Here is an 18606-nt window from a genome sequence, read left to right as displayed (position 1 = left end):
TCTGGCTGAATGGCGTCCGGGCATGTCGCTTGCCACACTCTTGTCCAAGTAATGCGCAAACGAGAACAGGAGATGTCCATGCGGAACGCTAGCGCCCTCCAGCACAGCGAAGATGGGGAGTGAGTCACGCCATGTCACTCGCCTCGGCCGCCGAGCCGCTTGTATCGGCATCCGCCCTGCAAGCATGTCTCGGAGAACTGTCATTTCAGCGCGGCAACGCAGACGACACAGCTCGCGCCCTACGCGTTCTGATCGACGCGCGCCTCGACCGGCTGCCCTTGCCCGGACGCGGCGCCACGCGTGAGCGCTGGCGCGCGCTCGGCGCCGTCGCCGCTTTCGACCTCGCGCTCGTCAAACTGTACGAAGGCCATACGGACGCGCTCGCCATCCTCGCCGAACTCGACGAAGAGCATCACGCCTCGAACGAAGCGTGGGGCGTATGGGCCGCCGAGCCGCCGAACGCCCGCCTTGCGGCCATAGGCAACCCGGAGTCGGACGACGTGCTTCTACACGGCGTCAAGGCGTGGTGTTCCGGAGCGGCTTCGGTGACGCATGCGCTCGTGACGGCTTGGAACGAGCGCGGAGAGCCGATGCTCGCCGCCGTCGATATCCGCCAGCCGGGCGTCAAGGTGACGCGCGAAGGCTGGTTTGCCGTCGGCATGCAAGCAAGCGCGAGCGTCGATGTCCACTTCGACAACGTGCCTGCGCGGCGAATCGGCAAGCCGGGAAGCTATGTCGAGCGTCCTGGCTTTTGGCAAGGCGGCGCGGGCATTGCAGCGTGCTGGTTCGGCGCGGCGGCGGGCATTGCGCGCTTCGTCGAAAAGGGCGCGCGACGCGGCGCCGATCCGTACAAGCTCGCGCATCTCGGCGCTATCGACACCACGCTTTGCGCCACGGCCGCGCTGCTGCGCGAGACGGCGGCATTCATCGACCGCGAGCCGCAGGCCAACGCCATGCTCGCCGCCATGCGCGCGCGTCTGGCGGCCGAACGCTGCGCCGCGCATGTCATCGAGCATGCGGGCCGCGCGCTCGGAGCGGCGCCGCTCTGTCGCGACGATCACTTCGCTCACTTGATGGCGGATTTGCCAGTCTTCATCAGACAAAGCCACGCGGAACGCGACGAGGCATCGCTCGCGGAACATCTGCTCGAACGGGAGCCTGACTCATGGAAAGTTTGACGACGCAAGAGCCGAAGGCGCTCGCCGAAACCGGTGCGCCGGAGCACGACAGGGTAATCGAAGGGCGAGGCACGCCCGAGAAAAGCTGGCAGGACTGGGGCAAGCTGAGCGCGCTACCGGAAGTCGATCCCGCCGATCTCGTCCCGCTGGGCGGCCGCGCTGTCGTCGTGGCGCCACACCCGGACGACGAAGTGCTCGGTACGGGCGGATTACTTTCACGCCTCTCGGAATTAAGCCGGAACGTGTTGATCGTCGCCGTGACGGACGGCACCGCGAGCCATCCGGAATCGACCGAATGGACGCCGGATCGCCTTGCCAGCGTGCGTCCGCAAGAAACGCGGGACGCCTTGCAGCGGCTGCATCTGCGTAACGCGCAAGTCGTCCGGCTGGGCTTGCCGGATGGCGGGGCGCGACAAATCGAAGCGGATCTATCAGTACTTCTGGCTAAATTTCTTCAGCCTGGTGACATCGTTTTCACTACGTGGCGGTACGATGGCCATCCCGATCACGAGGCCGTCGGGCGCGCCACGTGTCTGGCCGCGAACGAGCTTGGTTTGCCGTTTGTCGAAGTGCCGCTTTGGACCTGGCACTGGGCGTCGCCGGACGATTCGCGCGTGCCGTGGAGCCGCGCGCGGCGCATCGCCCTGGACGCGGCAACGCACACCAGGAAGCTCCGGGCCGTGCAAGCCTTCAGAAGCCAGACCGAGCCGGATAAGACGACCGGACAAGCGCCGGTTCTGCCCGAGCATGTCCTGGCCCGCCTGACGAGGCCCTTCGAAGTCATTCTCATATGAGCAACATCAACGATCCGAAGCAGTACTTTGACCAGCTTTACAAGGACAACGACGATCCCTGGAAGATCAGGAACCGTTGGTACGAACGCCGCAAGCGCGCGTTGACGCTAGCCACGCTTCCCAACGACCGCTACGCGCGCGCGTTCGAACCGGGCTGCGGCAACGGTGAACTAACGGCGCTGCTTGCGGCGCGCTGCGACGAAGTCGTCGCCACGGACATCAGCGCGGACGCCGTCGAGCTGACGCGGCAGCGCATCGCGCAATTCGACAACGTGACGGTCGAGCACATGCTGCTTCCGGACGCGTGGCCCGAAGGCAAGTTCGATCTCGTGCTCCTCAGCGAAATTGGCTACTACCTCGACGAGCCGCAGCTGTGGCATATCGTCGAACATGTGCGCCGCACGCTTACGCCGGACGGAACGGTCGTGGCATGCCACTGGCGAAAACCCATGGAAGGCTGGACGCATACCGGCGAAGACGTGCACGCGCGTCTGCGCGGTCGAATGGGCTTGCCGCTCTTGTGCCATTACTGGGACGACGACCTTCTGCTCGACGTTTGGACGCCCGACAAGCGTTCGGTACACGAGCGCGAAGGTTCGATGTAAATGTTTTCTGCTTTTTACTAAACAAACAAAAAGACTTCAAACGCCATACAGCATTGGTCTTAGTGGTTTCCCCACCCTGTCTCCACAGTTTGTTTTGCGATTTTTTACTATACAATCGCCGCAAAACGAATGTAGCCGGTTCGCGCTAAACACCGCGCGCGCCGCAGGAAATCCGCGGAGACTGAATCACCACGATGGCCACCACCATTCGCGATGTCGCGCGCGCGGCAAGCGTCTCGATCGGGACGGTGTCACGCGCGCTCAAGAACCAGCCGGGGCTGTCGGAAGCCACGCGCGTGCGCGTCGTCGAAGTCGCGCAGCAACTCGGTTACGATGCCGCGCAACTGCGCACGCGCATTCGCCGTGTCACGTTTCTGCTGCATAGGCAGCACAACAATTTCGCCGCCAGCCCGTTTTTCTCGCATGTGCTGCATGGCTTCGAGGAAGCCTGCCGCGAACATCGGCTCGTGCCGTCGGTGTTGACCGCGGGTCCCACGCTCGATCTCGCGCAGCAAATGCGCCTGCACGCTCCCGACGCCATCGCGGTCGCGGGCTTCGTCGAGCCGGAACTGCTTGCGCATCTGCATTCGCTGGCGCGCCCTACGGTGCTCATCGACCTGCGCGCGCCGGGCTTTCGCTCGGTGAACATCGACAACGTAAGGGGCGCGTCGCTTGCAATGCAGCATCTGTTCGCGCAGGGGCGGCGGCGCGTGGCGTTCATCGGCGGGTCGCTCGCGCATTACAGCATCGCGCAGCGCGCGCTCGGCTATCGCAAGGCGTATTTCGATGCCGGCCTGCTGTTCGACCCAATGCTGGAACTCGTCACGCACCCTGGATCGCCTCCCGATCTCGCCGCCGCCGACGCCATGCAGCGGCTGATCGGCGAGTCGCGCGCGCAATCCATTCCTTTGCCCGACGCGGTTTTCGCCTATAACGATGCAGCGGCCCTCGCCGCCATGCGCGTATGCCTCGCGCACGGTATGCGCGTGCCGGAGGACATCGCCTTCGTCGGTTTCGACGATATCCCGGCCGCCGCGCAGAGCACGCCGCCGCTTTCGACCGTGACGGTCGACAAGGAAGCGCTCGGCCGTCGTGGCGTCGACTTGTTGCTGGAGGACAATGCGAACCCGCCGGGGCAGGCCGACACGCTGGTGGGCGTCGATTTCATCGCCCGCGCGAGCTCCGGCCAGATATGAGATGAGCGATACATGAACCTGACCGCATCCCCCGTGGAAACCGCGCCGCAAGCGAGCGTCGATTTCCGCAGCCGCGACTTCCTGCTCTCGCACGTGCGCGACACGCTCGCGTTCTACGCGCCCACCGCGCGCGACGAGTCAGGCGGCTTTTTCCACTTCTTCAAGGACGACGGCCGGGTCTACGACCGCACCACGCGCCATCTCGTCAGCAGCACGCGCTTCGTCTTCAATTACGCGATGGCTTATCGCCATTTCGGCGATCCGTCGTATCAGGACTGGGCGCGCCACGCGTTCCGGTTCCTGCGCGACGCCCACTGGGACGCGAAGCACGAAGGCTACGACTGGGAAATTGAATGGCGCGACGGCCAGGCGAACACGCTCGACGGCACGCGTCATTGCTATGGCCATGCGTTCGTGCTGCTTGCTTGCGCGCACGCAGCCATGGCGGGCATCGACGAAGCGAAGCCGCTCATCGACGAGACTTTCGCGCTGATGGAGCGCCGCTTCTGGGACGCCGAAGCCGGTCTCTACGCCGACGAAGCCACGCCCGACTGGCAGTTGTCCGACTATCGCGGGCAGAACGCCAACATGCACGCGACCGAGGCGCTGCTCGCCGCGTATGAAGCCACCGGCCACGTGATTTATCTGGATCGCGCGGAGAAGATCGCGGGCAACATCACGCTGCGGCAGGCAAAGCTTTCGCACGGCCTCGTCTGGGAACACTTCAAGCGCGATTGGTCGGTGGACTGGCATTACAACGAATCCGACAGCTCGAACATTTTTCGTCCGTGGGGTTTTCAGCCGGGGCATCAGACCGAATGGGCGAAGCTGCTGCTGATCCTGGAGCGGCATCGCGCGCTGCCGTGGCTTGCGCCGCGCGCCATCGAATTGTTCGATGCAGGCTTCTGCCGCGCCTGGGACGATCGTCATGGCGGCCTCTATTACGGCTTCGGCCCCGACGACACCATCTGCGATCACGACAAGTACTTCTGGGTGCAGGCCGAAAGCTTCGCGGCGGCGGCGCTGCTCGGCGCGCGCACGGGCCGCGAGCGCTTCTGGGACAGCTACGACGAACTCTGGCGCTATAGCTGGGAACACTTCGTCGATCACGAGTACGGCGCGTGGTATCGCATCCTCACGTGCGACAACCGCAAGTACGGCGACGAGAAAAGTCCTGCCGGCAAGACCGACTATCACACCATGGGCGCGTGCTACGAAGTGCTGAACGCGCTCGGGTCCCATTCGACACAACGGTGACGCGCATGGCAACCGAGAAGACATCCGAGACCTTTCCGCAATTCGTTTCCGCAGGCGACATCCTCACGGACATGATCCGCACCGACGTGTCGAGCTGGCTTTCGCGTCCGGGCGGCGCGGGCTGGAACGTGGCGCGCGCGGTTGCGCGTCTCGGGTTGCCGACGGCGGCGGCCGGGTCGCTCGGCACCGATAATTTCTCCGACGATCTCTGGGACGCAAGCGTCGCCGCCGGCCTCGACATGCGTTTCCTGCAGCGCGTGGAACGTCCGCCGCTGCTCGCCATCGTCCACAAGACGCAGCCGCCCACTTACTACTTCATGGGCGAGAACGGCGCGGACCTCGCGTTCGATCCGTCGAAGCTGCCGCAAGGCTGGATGGAGCGCGTGAAGTGGGCGCATTTCGGCTGCATCAGCCTCGTGCGTCAACCGCTCGGCAACACGCTCGCCGCGCTCGCCGCGCAACTGCGTCAGCACGGCGTGAAGATCAGCTTCGATCCGAACTATCGCAACTTGATGGAGCACGGCTACGAGCCGACGCTGCGCAAGATGGCCGCCCTCGCCGATCTCATCAAGGTCTCCGACGAAGACCTGCACATGCTGTTCAAGGGCTTGTCCGAAGCGGACGCGCTCGCGCAAATCCGCGCGATGAACCCGCAAGCCACCGTGCTCGTCACGCGCGGTTCGGACGAAGCCACGCTTTATGCGGACGGCCAGGAATATCGCGCGCGGCCGCCGAGCGTCGAAGTGGCGGATACGGTCGGCGCCGGCGATGCGTCCATCGGCGGCTTGCTCTATAGCCTGATGGCGCGTCACGGCCAATGGCCCGATCACCTGAAGTTCGCGCTGGCGGCAGGCGCGGCGGCATGCCGGCATTCGGGCGGGCATTCGCCATCGCTCGAAGAAGTGGAGGAGCTGCTCCGGTAGCACGGCGTCATACGCGTTCCATGACCGCGTGCTAGCATGATTTCGTCCTTGCCGGAGGCGCTCATGGAAGACACGACGTACACGAAAGGCATCTATACCGCGACGATCGGCGTGCGCGCCATCGACGGGGACAAGTATCAGGGTCTCGTCTCACTCGAACGCGACGACGGCGAAGACACCGAGCCGACACTCTACGAAGTGGAAGCCGCATCGGAGAACGAGCACGAAGCGCTGGAAGAAGCGCGCGCGCTTGCGCATCGAATTCTCGGGGAAATCGAACTGTAGGAGCAGCGGCGCGCCGCTGCTTATCCTGATCGGGAGGGCATCATGCCGGAGCAGGTCTTCCTCTATGGCGTCTACGCAATCCACGTCAAGCCGCTCGAGTTGCAAGGCGCGCGCTGGGATGCGGAGTACGAAATCCGTCATAACGACAAACCCGTGCAAGCGTGGTCCACGGTCGGCGGCGACGGCCTTGCCGATTCCGCCGCCGCGGTCGAGCTTGCGCATCGACGCGCGGTAGCGGATATCGAAGCCGGTGCGGGAATTCCTAAGCCGCGCACCTTTCCCTAATCACATTCAATGCGCGGGCGGCGTGATCGCGCCGGTATGCGGCCGTAACGCGAGCCGCTCCGCTTCCCGATGATCGATCGCCGCCGCGCGTTCATGACTATCGCGCGCCACCGCCCGTTCGACATAATCGAAGAGCACGCCCTGCGGCGCGATCAGCTTCGCCATGAACGCAATCTGCAGCGTGCTCGCCGCGAGGATGTCGGCGGCGCTGAACTGTTCGCCGAGCAGCCACGGGCCTTCTTCGAGCGCGCCTTCGATGGCACGCTCCACGCGCGCCAGATCGCCCCAGCCGAAGCTCACCGTGTTGCCTTGTGCGCCGGTCATGCGTTCGGCCATCGCGGGTTCGAGACATGAACCGGTGAAGAACATCCACTGCAGAAAGCGGCCGCGCAACGGGTCGTGCGGCGAAGCGCCGAGCTTCGTTTCCGGATAGCGATCCGCGAGATACAGCAGCAGCGCGCCCGACTCCGCCACCTTGACGTCGCCGTCTTCCAGCGCGGGCAGTTTCGACATCGGATTGACGCGGCAGAACGCGGGCTCGTTCTGCACGCCCGCGCGGATGTTCACGAACTCGAGATCGTAGGGCACGCGCATTTCCTCGAGCATCCACAGCGCGCGAAAAGCGCGGGTCTTCGGCCAGTAATAGAGCTTCATCGGCATCCTTCTTGGGGCGATCGTCGGGCGTTCAGGTTAGACCCAAAGCATGCGCGATCCCGCTTCGGGTATACGTGAGCACACCGGCAATCGAGAAGATTCCGCTCGGTTATCTCGAAATTAATCCAATTACTTTCCGAGAGAGCGCGATAGTCGGGAAGTGCGCAAAAACTTTCCGCCTTCGACAGCGAAAAATGGAGACCTGCCCCGCGTACCTAAAAGAACGGAGACTCCATGAACGCGCGTGTTCCCGCTGATGCATTCGCCTCGCACTCTAAAGAACCGGCATTGTCGGGCTATCGACTGACCGACAACCTGAGCGCCACGAGCGGCCGCATCTTCCTCACCGGCACGCAGGCGCTCGTGCGGCTCGTCCTGATGCAGCGCGAACTCGACCGCGCGGCGAATCTCAACACGGCCGGTTTCGTGAGCGGCTATCGAGGCTCGCCGCTCGGCATGGTCGATCAGCAATTGTGGAAGGCGAAGAAACTGCTCGCGTCGCACGACGTGCGCTTTCTGCCCGCGATCAACGAGGAACTTGGCGGCACGGCGGTGCTCGGCACGCAGCGCGTTGAATCGGACCCGGAGCGCACCGTCGATGGCGTCTTCGCGATGTGGTACGGCAAAGGCCCTGGCGTGGACCGCGCGGGCGATGCGCTCAAGCACGGCAACGCCTACGGTTCTTCGCCGCATGGAGGCGTGCTCGTCGTCGCCGGCGACGATCACGGCTGCGTGTCTTCGTCGATGCCGCATCAGAGCGATCAGGCGATGATCGCGTGGCACATGCCGGTGGTGAATCCGTCGAACGTGGCCGACATGCTGGAGTTCGGTCTCTACGGCTGGGCGCTGTCGCGCTTTTCGGGCGCGTGGGTCGGCTTCAAGGCGATTTCGGAGACGGTCGAATCCGGCTCGACCGTCGATCTGGACGGCATCCGCCGTGACTGGCCAGCGCCGCAAGACTTCACGCCGCCGCCGGGCGGACTGCACAACCGCTGGCCCGATCTGCCGAGTCTCACCATCGAATCGCGCCTCGCCGCGAAGATAGAAGCGGCGCGGCACTTCGCGCGCGAAAACAGCATCGACAAATGGATTGCGCCGAGCCCGCGCGCGAACGTGGGAATCGTGACGTGCGGCAAGGCGCATCTCGATCTCATGGAAGCGCTGCGCCGCCTCGATCTCACCATCGCCGATCTGGATATGGCGGGCGTGCGTATCTACAAGGTCGGGCTCTCGTATCCGCTCGAAACGACGCGGCTCGAATCGTTCGTCGAAGGGCTCGCGGAAGTGCTCGTGATCGAGGAGAAAGGGCCGGTCATCGAGCAGCAGATCAAGGACCATCTCTACAACCGCGCGCAAGGTGCGCGTCCCGTCGTGATTGGCAAGACGGCGCAAGATGCCGCGCCGCTTCTGTCCGCGCTCGGCGAGTTGCGGCCCTCGCGCGTGCTGCCGGTGTTCGCGCAATGGCTCGCGCGTCACAAGCCCGCGCTCGATCGCCGCGACAAAGTGGTGGATCTCGTCGCGCCGCAAATTCTGTCCAATATCGCCGATGCCGTGAAGCGCACGCCCTACTTCTGCTCGGGCTGTCCGCACAACACGTCGACGAAGGTGCCCGAAGGGTCGGTGGCGCAGGCGGGCATCGGCTGTCACTTCATGGCTTCGTGGATGGAGCGCGACACGACCGGTCTCATTCAGATGGGCGGCGAAGGCGTCGATTGGGCTTCGCATTCCATGTTCACGAAAACGCCGCACGTGTTTCAGAACCTGGGCGACGGCACCTATTTCCACTCGGGCATTCTCGCGATTCGTCAAGCCGTGGCCGCGAAGGCGAACATCACGTACAAGATTCTCTATAACGACGCCGTCGCGATGACCGGCGGCCAGCCCGTCGATGGCAGCATTTCCGTGCCGCGAATCGCGCGGCAAGTGGAAGCCGAAGGCATTGCGCTGCTCGTCGTGGTCAGCGACGAGCCCGAAAAGTACGACGGCCACGAAGATCAGTTTCCGCGCGGCACGACGTTTCATCATCGCGACGAACTCGATGCCGTGCAGCGCCGTCTGCGCGACACGCCGGGCGTCACCGTGCTCATCTACGACCAGACCTGCGCCGCCGAAAAGCGCCGCCGCCGCAAGAAAGGCGAATTTCCCGATCCAGACAAGCGGCTCTTCATCAACGAAGCGGTGTGCGAAGGTTGCGGCGACTGCGGCGTGAAGTCGAACTGTCTATCGGTCGAACCGGTGGAAACGGAATTGGGAAGAAAGCGCCGCATCGATCAGTCGTCGTGCAACAAGGACTATTCGTGCGTGAATGGCTTCTGCCCGAGCTTCGTCACGCTCGAAGGCGCGAAGCTCAAGAAGGCGGAAGGCCACGCGTTCGATCCAGCCGAACTCGCGCGAAAGGTCGATTCCCTGCCCTTGCCGCAAGCGCATCTCGACGCTGCGCCCTATGACATCCTGGTCACGGGCGTAGGCGGCACGGGCGTGGTCACCGTGGGCGCGCTCATCAGCATGGCGGCGCATCTGGAAGGCAAGAGCGCGTCGGTGCTCGACTTCATGGGCTTCGCGCAGAAAGGCGGCTCGGTGCTGTCGTTCGTGCGCTTCGCCGCGACCGATGCGCTTCTGAACCAGGTGCGCATCGACACGCAACAGGCCGACTTGCTGCTCGCTTGCGACATGGTGGTGGGCGCGAGTCCCGAAGCCTTGCAAACGGTGCGGCACGACAGAACGAAGATCGTCGTGAACACGCACGCCATCGCCAACGCGAGCTTCGTGCAGAACCCCGAGGCGAATCTTCACGCGGATGCGCTCATCGACAAGATGCGGCACGCAGCCGGGCCCCATGCCGCCGACGCGCTCCGAAGCTGCGATGCACAGGCGCTCGCCACGCGCTTTCTCGGCGACACCATTGGCGCGAACATTCTGATGCTGGGCTTCGCGTGGCAGTTGGGGCTCGTGCCGTTGTCGCACGCGGCGCTCATGCGCGCGCTCGAACTGAACAACGTGGCGGTGGCCGCGAACAAGCTGGCCTTCGCCATCGGACGGCTCGCGGCGGCGGATGAGAGCGCGCTGGAAGCGCTGGCGGCATCGAAGGAAAACAAGCGTGTCGCGATGGCGGACATGCCCTTGCGCGAGCTGATCCGCGACCGCGAGGAACGGCTTCTCGCGTACGGCGGCGCGAAGTATGTCGCGCGTTATCGCAAGCTCGTCGAGGACGCATCGGGCGATGACGCCCTCACGCGCGCCGTCGCGGTCACGTTCTACAAGCTGCTCGCAGTGAAGGACGAGTACGAAGTCGCGCGCCTCTACACGGACCCGGCGTTTCGCGCCGCGCTCGCCGCGCAGTTCGAAGGCGCGGCCGGCGACGACTACACCGTGAAGTTCAATCTCGCGCCGCCCGCCATGTCACGCGCGTCGAAAAAGAAGGTGTTCGGTCAATGGATGTGGTCCGTGCTCGGCGGCTTGTCGAGCTTTCGCGCGCTGCGCGGCACGGTGCTCGATCCGTTCGGCAAGACGCTCGAACGGCGCATGGAGCGTCAACTCGCCAGCGATTACGAACTCACGATGCAACGCGCGCTCGCCAACCGCGATACGCACAACGCGCAAGACGTGTTGGCGCTTGCCGCGCTCTTTGAACGCGTGCGCGGCTACGGTCACGTGAAGCTCGCCAGCCTCGCGATGGTCAAGCGCGGCGAACGCGATATCGCGGCGCGCATCGGCATTGAAGCGGCGACGGGCGACGCGGTGCGCGCGTCCATCGAAACGATGAAGGGCGCATCGAGCCTGAAGGGAATTCCGGTCGTCGTGGCGAAATGATCGGGACGTGTGACGCCTCGGCTCTCAGACGAGCTCGTCGTCCGAGATCCAGTCGATGTCGCCGCACAGCACGCAGCGCTTGCCGTCGAGCCGCGTCTCCACCGACAACGTGACGCAAGGCATCGCCTCGTTGATCGACAGATACGGCTTCGTCACGTGCACGCGCTCCGGCTCGCCGAGCGCCGCCCGAAAATATGGTCGGCGCAGCCAGTTCGCGCCTTGCGCGTCGATCAGCGGGAGAAATCGTGCTTCGTGCGCCGCGCGGTCGGCGCGCAGCACGACATTGCGGCCCGCCTGGCGACCGTTGGCATCGAGCAGGAAGCAGCGGGCGGCGTTATCGAGCGCGAGGAAGTTCCAGCACACTTCGTCGAGCGGCTCGCCCGCCGCAAGCCGTTCCGCCGCGCGCTCGAAGGCACGCACGTAGGGTTGCAGCCGCGTCGCCACGCGCCGTTCGCGCGCCTCGGTCTGCAAGCGGTAGCGCTCGGTGAGTTCGCCGATGACGGTTTTCGCGTGGTCGCCATCCGCGAGACCCGGATGCGGCCGCGCGAAGAAGAAGCCCTGCACGAAGTCCGCGCCGCTCGCAAGCGCCAATTGCGCCTCGTGTTCGGTCTCGACGCCTTCTATCAGCACGAGCTTGCCCGCTTCGTGCAGCAAGGACACGATGCCCGAGAGCACCGCTTCCATGTTCTGCCGCTGCTTGATCGTGCGCGACGACGAAGGCGCGTGCACGTTCTGCCCGGCGTGCGACAGCATCACGCGATCTAGCTTCACGATATCCGGATCGAGTTGCCAGATGCGTTCGATGTTCGTATGTCCCGCGCCGAAGTCGTCCAGCGCAATGAGAAAGCCCTGATCGCGGAACTGCTGCACGGCGAGCGCGAGCCGTTCCATGTCTTCGGCGCTCTGCTCCAGCACTTCGAGCACGACGCGGCGCGGCTCGATATGCAGCCGCTTGAGGTTGGCCATCAACGCGGCGGCGTGATACGGCTCGGTCAGCGCGCCGGGATGCACGTTGAGAAAGAGCCATTCGGTCTGCGCGCCCAGCATCTTGAAGTTTTCCAGATGCAGCGCCTGCGCCAGCCGGTCGATCAGCATGGCTTCGCCAATACGCGATGCCTGCCCGAAAACATCGACCGGAGGAACCGGACGATCGAGCGAGTCATGCGCGCGCAACAAGCCTTCGTAGCCGACCGCGCGCATATGCGAAAGGCTGAAGACCGGCTGGAAGACGCTCGAGAGCGTCAGGTCGCCATGTTCGACGGAATAGCGGTCGAAGCCCGAGGTCACGCCCAGTTCGAAGCTACGCGTGGTGACCGTCGCCTTTTCCGGATTCGCGATCACCATGTCCGTGCCCTCCCGCAAAACGCCGAATCTCTTGCCTGGCCAAGCCTGACCAGTCCCGCCCCGGCCCCGTCCAATACCGATTTCATAGAACAGCCCTCGTTGATCTGCCGGGAGTCTTGCGTCCCCCGTGGCTGACGATAAAGCAAGCTCCATGCGAGCAATGCATGTGGATTTGTCGGCGTTTTAGGTGGAATGTGCACCGCTATCAGGCGATTTCGCGTGCATGCGCACCGCCGCGGTGCGAGCGTCGTATATCACCGTATATCAACCCTGACCGGCTCACGCGATAAACTTTCGCGTCGCCCGAGCAATGCTAGACGGCATCAAGGGCTTTCGCCTCTTTGCGTCGTGCAGTACCGCACATATGGAAATCGTCTTCACCGTACTCATTCTTCTGATGGTGGTCGCGCTGTCCGGCTTCGGACTGAGCCTGCTTCCGGTCAAGCTGCCACTGCCGCTGATCCAGATCGCCATCGGCGCGGTGCTGGCGTGGCACGGCTTCGGGCTTCACGTCACGTTCGATCCCGAACTCTTCATGCTGCTGTTCATTCCGCCGCTGCTTTTCGCGGATGGCTGGCGCATTCCGAAGCGCGAGCTCTACATGCAGCGCCGCGCGATACTCATGCTCGCGCTCGGCCTCGTGTTCATCACGGTCGGGCTGCTCGGCTACTTCCTGCACGCGATGATTCCCGAGATGCCGCTGCCCGTCGCGTTTGCGCTCGCGGCCGTACTTTCGCCGACGGATGCCGTCGCGCTGACGGGCATTGCCGGGCGCAATCGCATTCCGCCGAACCTCATGCATATCCTCGAAGGCGAAGCGCTGATGAACGACGCGTCCGGCCTCGTCGCGCTGAAGTTCGCCATCGCGGCGGCGCTCACCGGCGTGTTCTCCCTGCGCGACGCGACCATCAGCTTCTTCATCATCGCGGCGGGCGGGCTCGCCATCGGCGCGGCGATCAGTTGGGCGATCACGGAGATACCCGCGCGCATCCTCAAGTTTTCCGAGGACGACGACCCCGCGGCGGGCGTCATTCTCACCGTGCTGATTCCGTTCGCCGCCTACGTGATCGCCGAGCGCGCGGGTTGCTCGGGCATTCTGGCGGCGGTATCGGCGGGGATGATGATGAACATCCAGAGCCTGCGCGACAGCATTCCGAGCGCGGTGCGTATCCGCATGACGAGCACCTGGGCGATGATCGAGTTCGTCTTCAACGGAATGGTGTTCATTCTGCTCGGCCTGCAGTTGCCGCACGTGATCGGGCAGGCGCTGATCGAAGCGCATCACGATGGCGACGCTCAAGTGGGCCTTTTGATCGGCTATGTGCTTGCGACCGTTGTCGCGTTGTATGCGTTGCGCTTCGTGTGGGTGTATTGCCTGCGCTGGGTGGCGAGCCGCAACGCCGCGAAACAGGGCATTGGCGCGGCGCCCGGTTTCCGCACGCTCGCCATGACCACGATTGGCGGCGTGCGCGGCGCGGTCACACTCGCGGGCGTGCTCTCGCTGCCGGTCACGCTCGATAACGGCACGCCGCTCGCGGGTCGTGACGTGGCAATCTTCATCGCGTCGGCGGTGATCCTGGTGTCGCTAATCATTGCGGTCATCGGCTTGCCTATTCTCTTGCGCGGCACCGCGCGCATCGACAAGCCCTACGCGGCGGAGGAGCGCATGGCGCGGCGGCGCATCGCGCAGGCGGCGATACGCGCTATCGACGACACGCACGAGACGCTCATCGAGCAGATGGACGAAACGGCGGCGGCGCGCTGCACGGATTCATCCGCGCGTGTGATGGGCATTTACCGGCGCAGGCTGGAATCCCTCGGCGATGAGGAAGCGCCACGCGTGGCCGCGAAGAGAAGCGAAATGGTCGAGACACGGCTGCGCATGGCCGCGATGCGCGCCGAGCGGGCCGAGTTGTTCAGGTTGCGCGCCGCTCAGACGATCAACGACGAGACGTTGAACAAGCTCATCCGGGAGATCGATCTGGCGGAGACCGCGCTGGTGAATCGGAAGCGGGGGTTGTCGGCTTGAGAGCATGCTCTCTTGCCTGCGCGTGCGTTCCACCGGGCGCGCAGGCGCTTTGTCATCAAACCACGCCCGACCCACGCCGGCGCAGCAGCGCATACAGAATGATCGCGCCGAACGTCGCGGTGCCAATCCCGCCAAGCGCGAAACCGCCGAGTTTGAGCGTGAAGTCGCCCGCGCCGAGCACGAGCGTGACGGCCGCGACGATCAGATTGCGGTTATCCGAGAAGTCCACCTTGTTGACGACCCAGATGCGCGCGCCGGTCACCGCGATCAGCCCGAACACCACGATCGACACGCCGCCGAGCACCGGCCCCGGAATGGTTTGAATGACCGCGCCGAACTTCGGCGAGAAGCCGAGCACGATGGCGAACAATGCCGCGATGGCGAACACGAGTGTCGAATAAATCTTCGTGACGGCCATCACGCCGATGTTCTCCGCATAAGTCGTCACGCCCGTGCCGCCCGCGAAACCGGAGACGATGGTCGCCAGTCCGTCGCCGATGAACGCGCGTCCGATGTAACGGTCGAGACTCTGTCCCGTCATCGCGCCGACCGCCTTGATGTGGCCGAGGTTCTCGGCGACGAGAATGATCGCGATGGGCGCGAGCAGGGTCATCGCCTGCGGTTCGAACACGGGCGCGGTGAAGTGCGGCATGCCGAACCATGCGGCGTTCGCGACGATCGAGAAGTCGATCGGTTTGCCCATGCTCATGCCATTGGTCAGCACCGCGTAGATGATGTAGGCAATCGCCAGCCCGATCAGAATCAACAGGCGCTGCGCCATGCCGTGCGCGAACACGGCCACGCCGCCCACGCAAAGCACGGTGACGAGCGCCATCCACGAATCGAAATTGCTGGCGCTCACGCCTTTCACGGCGATAGGCGCGAGATTCAGTCCGATCACGCAGACAATCGCACCGGTGACGACGGGCGGCATCAGCGCTTCGATCCACTTCGTGCCGACCGCCGTGACGATTGCACCGATGATCGCGTAAGCCACGCCGCACGCCACGATGCCGCCGAGCGCAACGGGAATGTTCATGTTCGGGCCGTGGCCGCTGTAGCCCGTCACCGCGATGACGAGCCCGATGAACGCGAAGCTCGAACCGAGATAGCTAGGCACGCGTCCGCCGACCAGCACGAAGAAGAGCAGCGTGCCGATGCCCGACATGAAAATGCACAGATTGGGATCGAAGCCCATGAGAAGCGGCGCGAGCACGGTCGAGCCGAACATGGCGACGACGTGCTGAATGCCCATGGCGAACATCTGCGGCCAGGGCAGGCGCTCATCGGGGCCGACGACGCGGCCGCCTTGCGCATCCGGCTGGACGGGCCAGCGCGGGAAATAGGGATTGGACATGGGAAACAACTCCTTCTCGACATTGACGCCGTTTCGTGCGGCGCGGGTGTTCTGGAAACTGGCGCGAGTTTACGGAGTGGGATGCAGGGTGGCAAGCGAGGTGATATTACGGGAGGCTTGCGGCGATGAGCGCTTCGTACACATCGTTGCGAAAGGTGCATTGGCGCCAAGATTCATGCGCGGCCCGCTCGACCGCGACCGCACGATGAGCACCGAAACGCTAGCGCGTCCGCTGCTCGCCGTCGGCGACATTCGACGCTGGCCGCCATCGCAAGCGGCCAGCGCGAACCGAATTACCCGCGCCCGTCCAGTTCGAACACCGCGACCGCGCCCTTCAGTTGCTCGGCCTGATCGGCCATCGCGCCCGCAGCGGCCGCCGCTTGCTCGACCAACGCCGCGTTCTGCTGCGTCACCTGGTCCATTTGCGCCACCGCGCGATTCACCTGTTCGATGCCCGCGCTCTGCTCGTGCGAGGCCGCCGAAATCTGCGCCATGATGTCCGTCACGCGCTGCACGGCTTCCGTCACTTCGGCCATGGTCGAACCCGCGCGCTCGGCGATCGCCGCGCCGCTGTCCACCCGCGCCGTCGACGCTTCGATCAGTTCCTTGATCTCCTTCGCCGACATCGCGCTGCGTTGCGCAAGCGAACGCACTTCACCGGCGACGACCGCGAAACCGCGTCCTTCCTCGCCCGCGCGCGCCGCTTCGACAGCGGCATTCAGCGCCAGGATATTAGTCTGAAACGCGATGCCTTCGATCACCGCGATGATGTCCGTCATTCGCTTCGAGCCCGCCGCGAGTTCGCGCATGTTGTCCACCACTTCGCCGACGAGTTCGCTGCCGCGCGTCGAGACATCCGATGCGCCGCGCGCCAGGCCGCTGGCTTCATCGGCGTTGCTGGCGTTCTGACGCACGGTCGCAGTGAGCTGCTCCATGCTCGACGCGGTTTCTTCCAGCGACGCCGCCTGCTCTTCCGTGCGTTGCGACAAGTCGGTGTTGCCTTGTGCGATTTCACGCGATGCGAACAGAATCGATTCGCTCGAATGCCGGATGCCGCCGACGATCTCCGCCAGCTTCACGCTCATGTTGCCGAGGCTGTGAAGCATGCTGCTGTCGTCGCCCGGACGCGTTTGCACGCGCGCCGTCAGATCGCCTTCCGCGATACGGTTCGCAATTTGCGCCGCATAGCCCGGCTCGCCGCCGAGCTGCGCCGACAGCCGCCTGCCGATCAAGACCGCGAGCAAGCCGCCGGCCGCCATCGCGCCGAGCACGAGTGCGAGCATCACGACGCGCATCGTCTGGTATTCGGACGCCGCGTTGTTGCGTGCGCCGGTTGCGCGCTCACGCTTGAAGTCGGCGAGACGTTCGAGCGATGCGCGCGCTTTCTCGCTGGCATCGATCGCACGGGCGATGAGACCCATCTGATCGACGTCCGTCGGCATGGGTTTCGTGCCGATCTGCATATGCACGATGTCTTCCCATCCGGCGATAGCCTGCGCCGCCGAGTCGTAGAGCGCGCGGCCATCCGTCGTCGTCATCGTGGGGCGCAGGTTGTCGAGCGCCTGATGCATGCTTGCGAGCGAGGCGGTCATGCCCTCCTTGAGCTTCGCCTTGCCGGCATCGTCGGCGAAGGTGAGATTCGCGGCGGCGAGGTCGGTGTTCAGCTTGTGCTTGTTGGCTTCCTCGACCCAGTAAAGGCCGTCCATGTGTTTCGCGCCGATCTCGCCGATCAAGCTGTTCATCTTCGCCAGCGATACGACGCCGGTCACGCCCACGCATGCGGTAAATACAATCACCACCGCGAATGACAGCACGAGCTTGCCAAACACGGAAAGGCGGTCAAACCAGTTCATCGATGTCTCCTCTGTCGACCAGCGCTTCATCGACCGGCGTTCGAGCGTCGAGCTTTCCGCGCCGGTCCGTCTGGTCCCACGCCCCGCAGACGACGCCCACGGACGGCGTGGTGCGAACTCAGGTTCGCGCACAGAGAGCTTTACGGCGCGGGTTGCGGCCTTCTTGAGATCGAATGCGGAGAATACGGCGGATGAGATGTGAGGCGAAAGGCGGACGAAAACTGGCGTTGTCATGCAAGCGCTGGACGCTTGCGTTGCGCGTGCGCGCTCGCTGTCGTTCAGTGCTGCGCCGAGGATGCTCGCCGCCTTCAAGTTCCTGCTGAATCGCAGCTTTCTAGGAGTCTTCCTAGATTCGGAATAATCGTATATTTGGCCGCAACGAGTCGACGTATTCTTTCCCTGTGCGTATTCCCCTGTATATGCACGTAGTCGTTGTAACTCTCCGATTACCGCCCTCGTTCCCCCGGCTTGGGCGGTTCTTTTTTTATTGGCGCACGGGCTTCTTCGCCAGCTTCCGCTGCAACGTCCGCCGGTGCATGTTGAGCGCACGCGCCGTCGCCGAAATATTGCCGTTGTTCTCGGCCAGCGCCCGCTGAATGTGCTCCCACTCGAGCCGCGCCACGGAAAGCAAAGTCGGATTCTCAATCGCTTCTTCCGCCGTCTGCTCGCTCGCCTGTTCATGCAGCGCGGCAAGAATGGACTCGACGTTCGCGGGCTTCGCCAGATAATTGTCCGCACCGTCCTTTACCGCCTGAACCGCCGTCGCAATGCTCGCGTAACCCGTCAGCACGAGAATGCGCGCGTCCGGCTGCAAGTCGCGCAGCGGCGAGACAAGACGCAAACCGGAATCGTTGCCGAGGTGAAGATCGACCGTGATCTGGCCGAACTTGTGCTGATTGGCGAGCTTCAGCGCTTCGCTCGCGTCGTGCGCCTGATGCGCGGTGTAGCCGCGCCGAACCAGGCCGCGCGCGAGAATGCCCGAAAAAACCTCGTCGTCGTCGATGATCAGGAAATTCATGTCGCTCATGCTTCTTTC

Annotated in this window: 15 protein-coding genes; 10 read left to right on the top strand and 5 right to left on the bottom strand. The window is 64.2% G+C overall.

Translation table 11 applies throughout. The annotated features are described in order from the left end of the window. Window positions 1-131: 131 nt before the first annotated feature. The 8 genes from LDZ28_RS00350 to LDZ28_RS00315 all read left to right on the top strand — a co-directional run bounded on the left by LDZ28_RS00350 (window position 132) and on the right by LDZ28_RS00315 (window position 6523). Window positions 132-1178: an acyl-CoA dehydrogenase gene (locus LDZ28_RS00350; protein WP_244826770.1), complete on the top strand. Its 1047-nt coding sequence runs from the start codon at window positions 132-134 to the stop codon at window positions 1176-1178. Next, window positions 1166-1972 (top strand): PIG-L deacetylase family protein, encoded by an 807-nt coding sequence (locus LDZ28_RS00345; RefSeq protein WP_244826769.1) that lies wholly within the window; start codon window positions 1166-1168, stop codon window positions 1970-1972. The genes LDZ28_RS00350 and LDZ28_RS00345 overlap by 13 nt, the downstream gene beginning before the upstream one ends. Then, a complete protein-coding gene (locus LDZ28_RS00340) occupies window positions 1969-2577 on the top strand; it encodes a class I SAM-dependent methyltransferase (protein WP_244826768.1) in 609 nt (202 codons plus the stop codon). Before LDZ28_RS00345 ends, LDZ28_RS00340 begins: the two co-directional genes overlap by 4 nt. A 194-nt stretch (window positions 2578-2771) precedes the next feature. After that, the gene (locus LDZ28_RS00335; RefSeq protein ID WP_244826767.1) at window positions 2772-3773 is read left to right on the top strand and encodes a LacI family DNA-binding transcriptional regulator; all 1002 of its coding nucleotides are present in this window, start codon (window positions 2772-2774) and stop codon (window positions 3771-3773) included. Window positions 3774-3785: 12 nt separating this feature from the next. Then, window positions 3786-5030 carry an AGE family epimerase/isomerase gene (locus tag LDZ28_RS00330; RefSeq protein ID WP_244826766.1) on the top strand — a complete coding sequence of 415 codons (1245 nt, stop codon included), beginning with the start codon at window positions 3786-3788 and terminating at the stop codon, window positions 5028-5030. A 5-nt stretch (window positions 5031-5035) separates the two neighbouring features. After that, window positions 5036-5953, top strand: a complete 918-nt coding sequence (locus LDZ28_RS00325; RefSeq protein ID WP_244826765.1) for a carbohydrate kinase — start codon at window positions 5036-5038, stop codon at window positions 5951-5953. 63 nt (window positions 5954-6016) lie between these two features. Continuing rightward, window positions 6017-6238, top strand: coding sequence for a hypothetical protein (locus LDZ28_RS00320; RefSeq protein WP_244828154.1), 222 nt, complete (start codon window positions 6017-6019; stop codon window positions 6236-6238). 42 nt (window positions 6239-6280) lie between these two features. After that, on the top strand, window positions 6281-6523 hold the full coding sequence (locus tag LDZ28_RS00315; protein WP_244826764.1) for a hypothetical protein: 243 nt from the start codon (window positions 6281-6283) through the stop codon (window positions 6521-6523). Between the two features lie 6 nt (window positions 6524-6529). Here the strand turns inward: LDZ28_RS00315 and LDZ28_RS00310 are convergent, their stop codons facing one another. After that, window positions 6530-7177, bottom strand: coding sequence for a glutathione S-transferase family protein (locus tag LDZ28_RS00310; protein WP_244826763.1), 648 nt, complete (start codon window positions 7175-7177; stop codon window positions 6530-6532). A 234-nt stretch (window positions 7178-7411) separates the two neighbouring features. Here LDZ28_RS00310 and LDZ28_RS00305 point away from each other — a divergent pair, with 234 nt between their 5' ends. Beyond that, window positions 7412-10987: an indolepyruvate ferredoxin oxidoreductase family protein gene (locus LDZ28_RS00305; protein WP_244826762.1), complete on the top strand. Its 3576-nt coding sequence runs from the start codon at window positions 7412-7414 to the stop codon at window positions 10985-10987. A gap of 24 nt (window positions 10988-11011) precedes the next feature. Here the strand turns inward: LDZ28_RS00305 and LDZ28_RS00300 are convergent, their stop codons facing one another. Continuing rightward, the gene (locus LDZ28_RS00300; protein ID WP_244826761.1) at window positions 11012-12331 is read right to left on the bottom strand and encodes an EAL domain-containing protein; all 1320 of its coding nucleotides are present in this window, start codon (window positions 12329-12331) and stop codon (window positions 11012-11014) included. Between the two features lie 364 nt (window positions 12332-12695). Between LDZ28_RS00300 and LDZ28_RS00295 the strand changes: the two genes are divergently transcribed. Then, window positions 12696-14360 (top strand): Na+/H+ antiporter, encoded by a 1665-nt coding sequence (locus LDZ28_RS00295; protein ID WP_244828152.1) that lies wholly within the window; start codon window positions 12696-12698, stop codon window positions 14358-14360. 55 nt (window positions 14361-14415) lie between these two features. Here the strand turns inward: LDZ28_RS00295 and LDZ28_RS00290 are convergent, their stop codons facing one another. From LDZ28_RS00290 to LDZ28_RS00280, 3 genes are all read right to left on the bottom strand, one after another. Next, window positions 14416-15717 (bottom strand): solute carrier family 23 protein, encoded by a 1302-nt coding sequence (locus LDZ28_RS00290; protein WP_244826760.1) that lies wholly within the window; start codon window positions 15715-15717, stop codon window positions 14416-14418. A gap of 293 nt (window positions 15718-16010) precedes the next feature. Then, the gene (locus LDZ28_RS00285) at window positions 16011-17570 is read right to left on the bottom strand and encodes a methyl-accepting chemotaxis protein (protein ID WP_244826759.1); all 1560 of its coding nucleotides are present in this window, start codon (window positions 17568-17570) and stop codon (window positions 16011-16013) included. 484 nt (window positions 17571-18054) lie between these two features. Further along, on the bottom strand, window positions 18055-18597 hold the full coding sequence (locus LDZ28_RS00280) for a response regulator transcription factor (protein ID WP_244826758.1): 543 nt from the start codon (window positions 18595-18597) through the stop codon (window positions 18055-18057). Window positions 18598-18606: the final 9 nt, after the last annotated feature.

It is taken from the genome of Caballeronia sp. TF1N1 (genome assembly GCF_022878925.1).
Classification (GTDB): Bacteria; Pseudomonadota; Gammaproteobacteria; order Burkholderiales; family Burkholderiaceae; genus Caballeronia.
The sequence above is the reverse complement of the archived record's forward strand: the minus strand, read 5'-3'. Positions and strand labels throughout refer to the sequence as shown.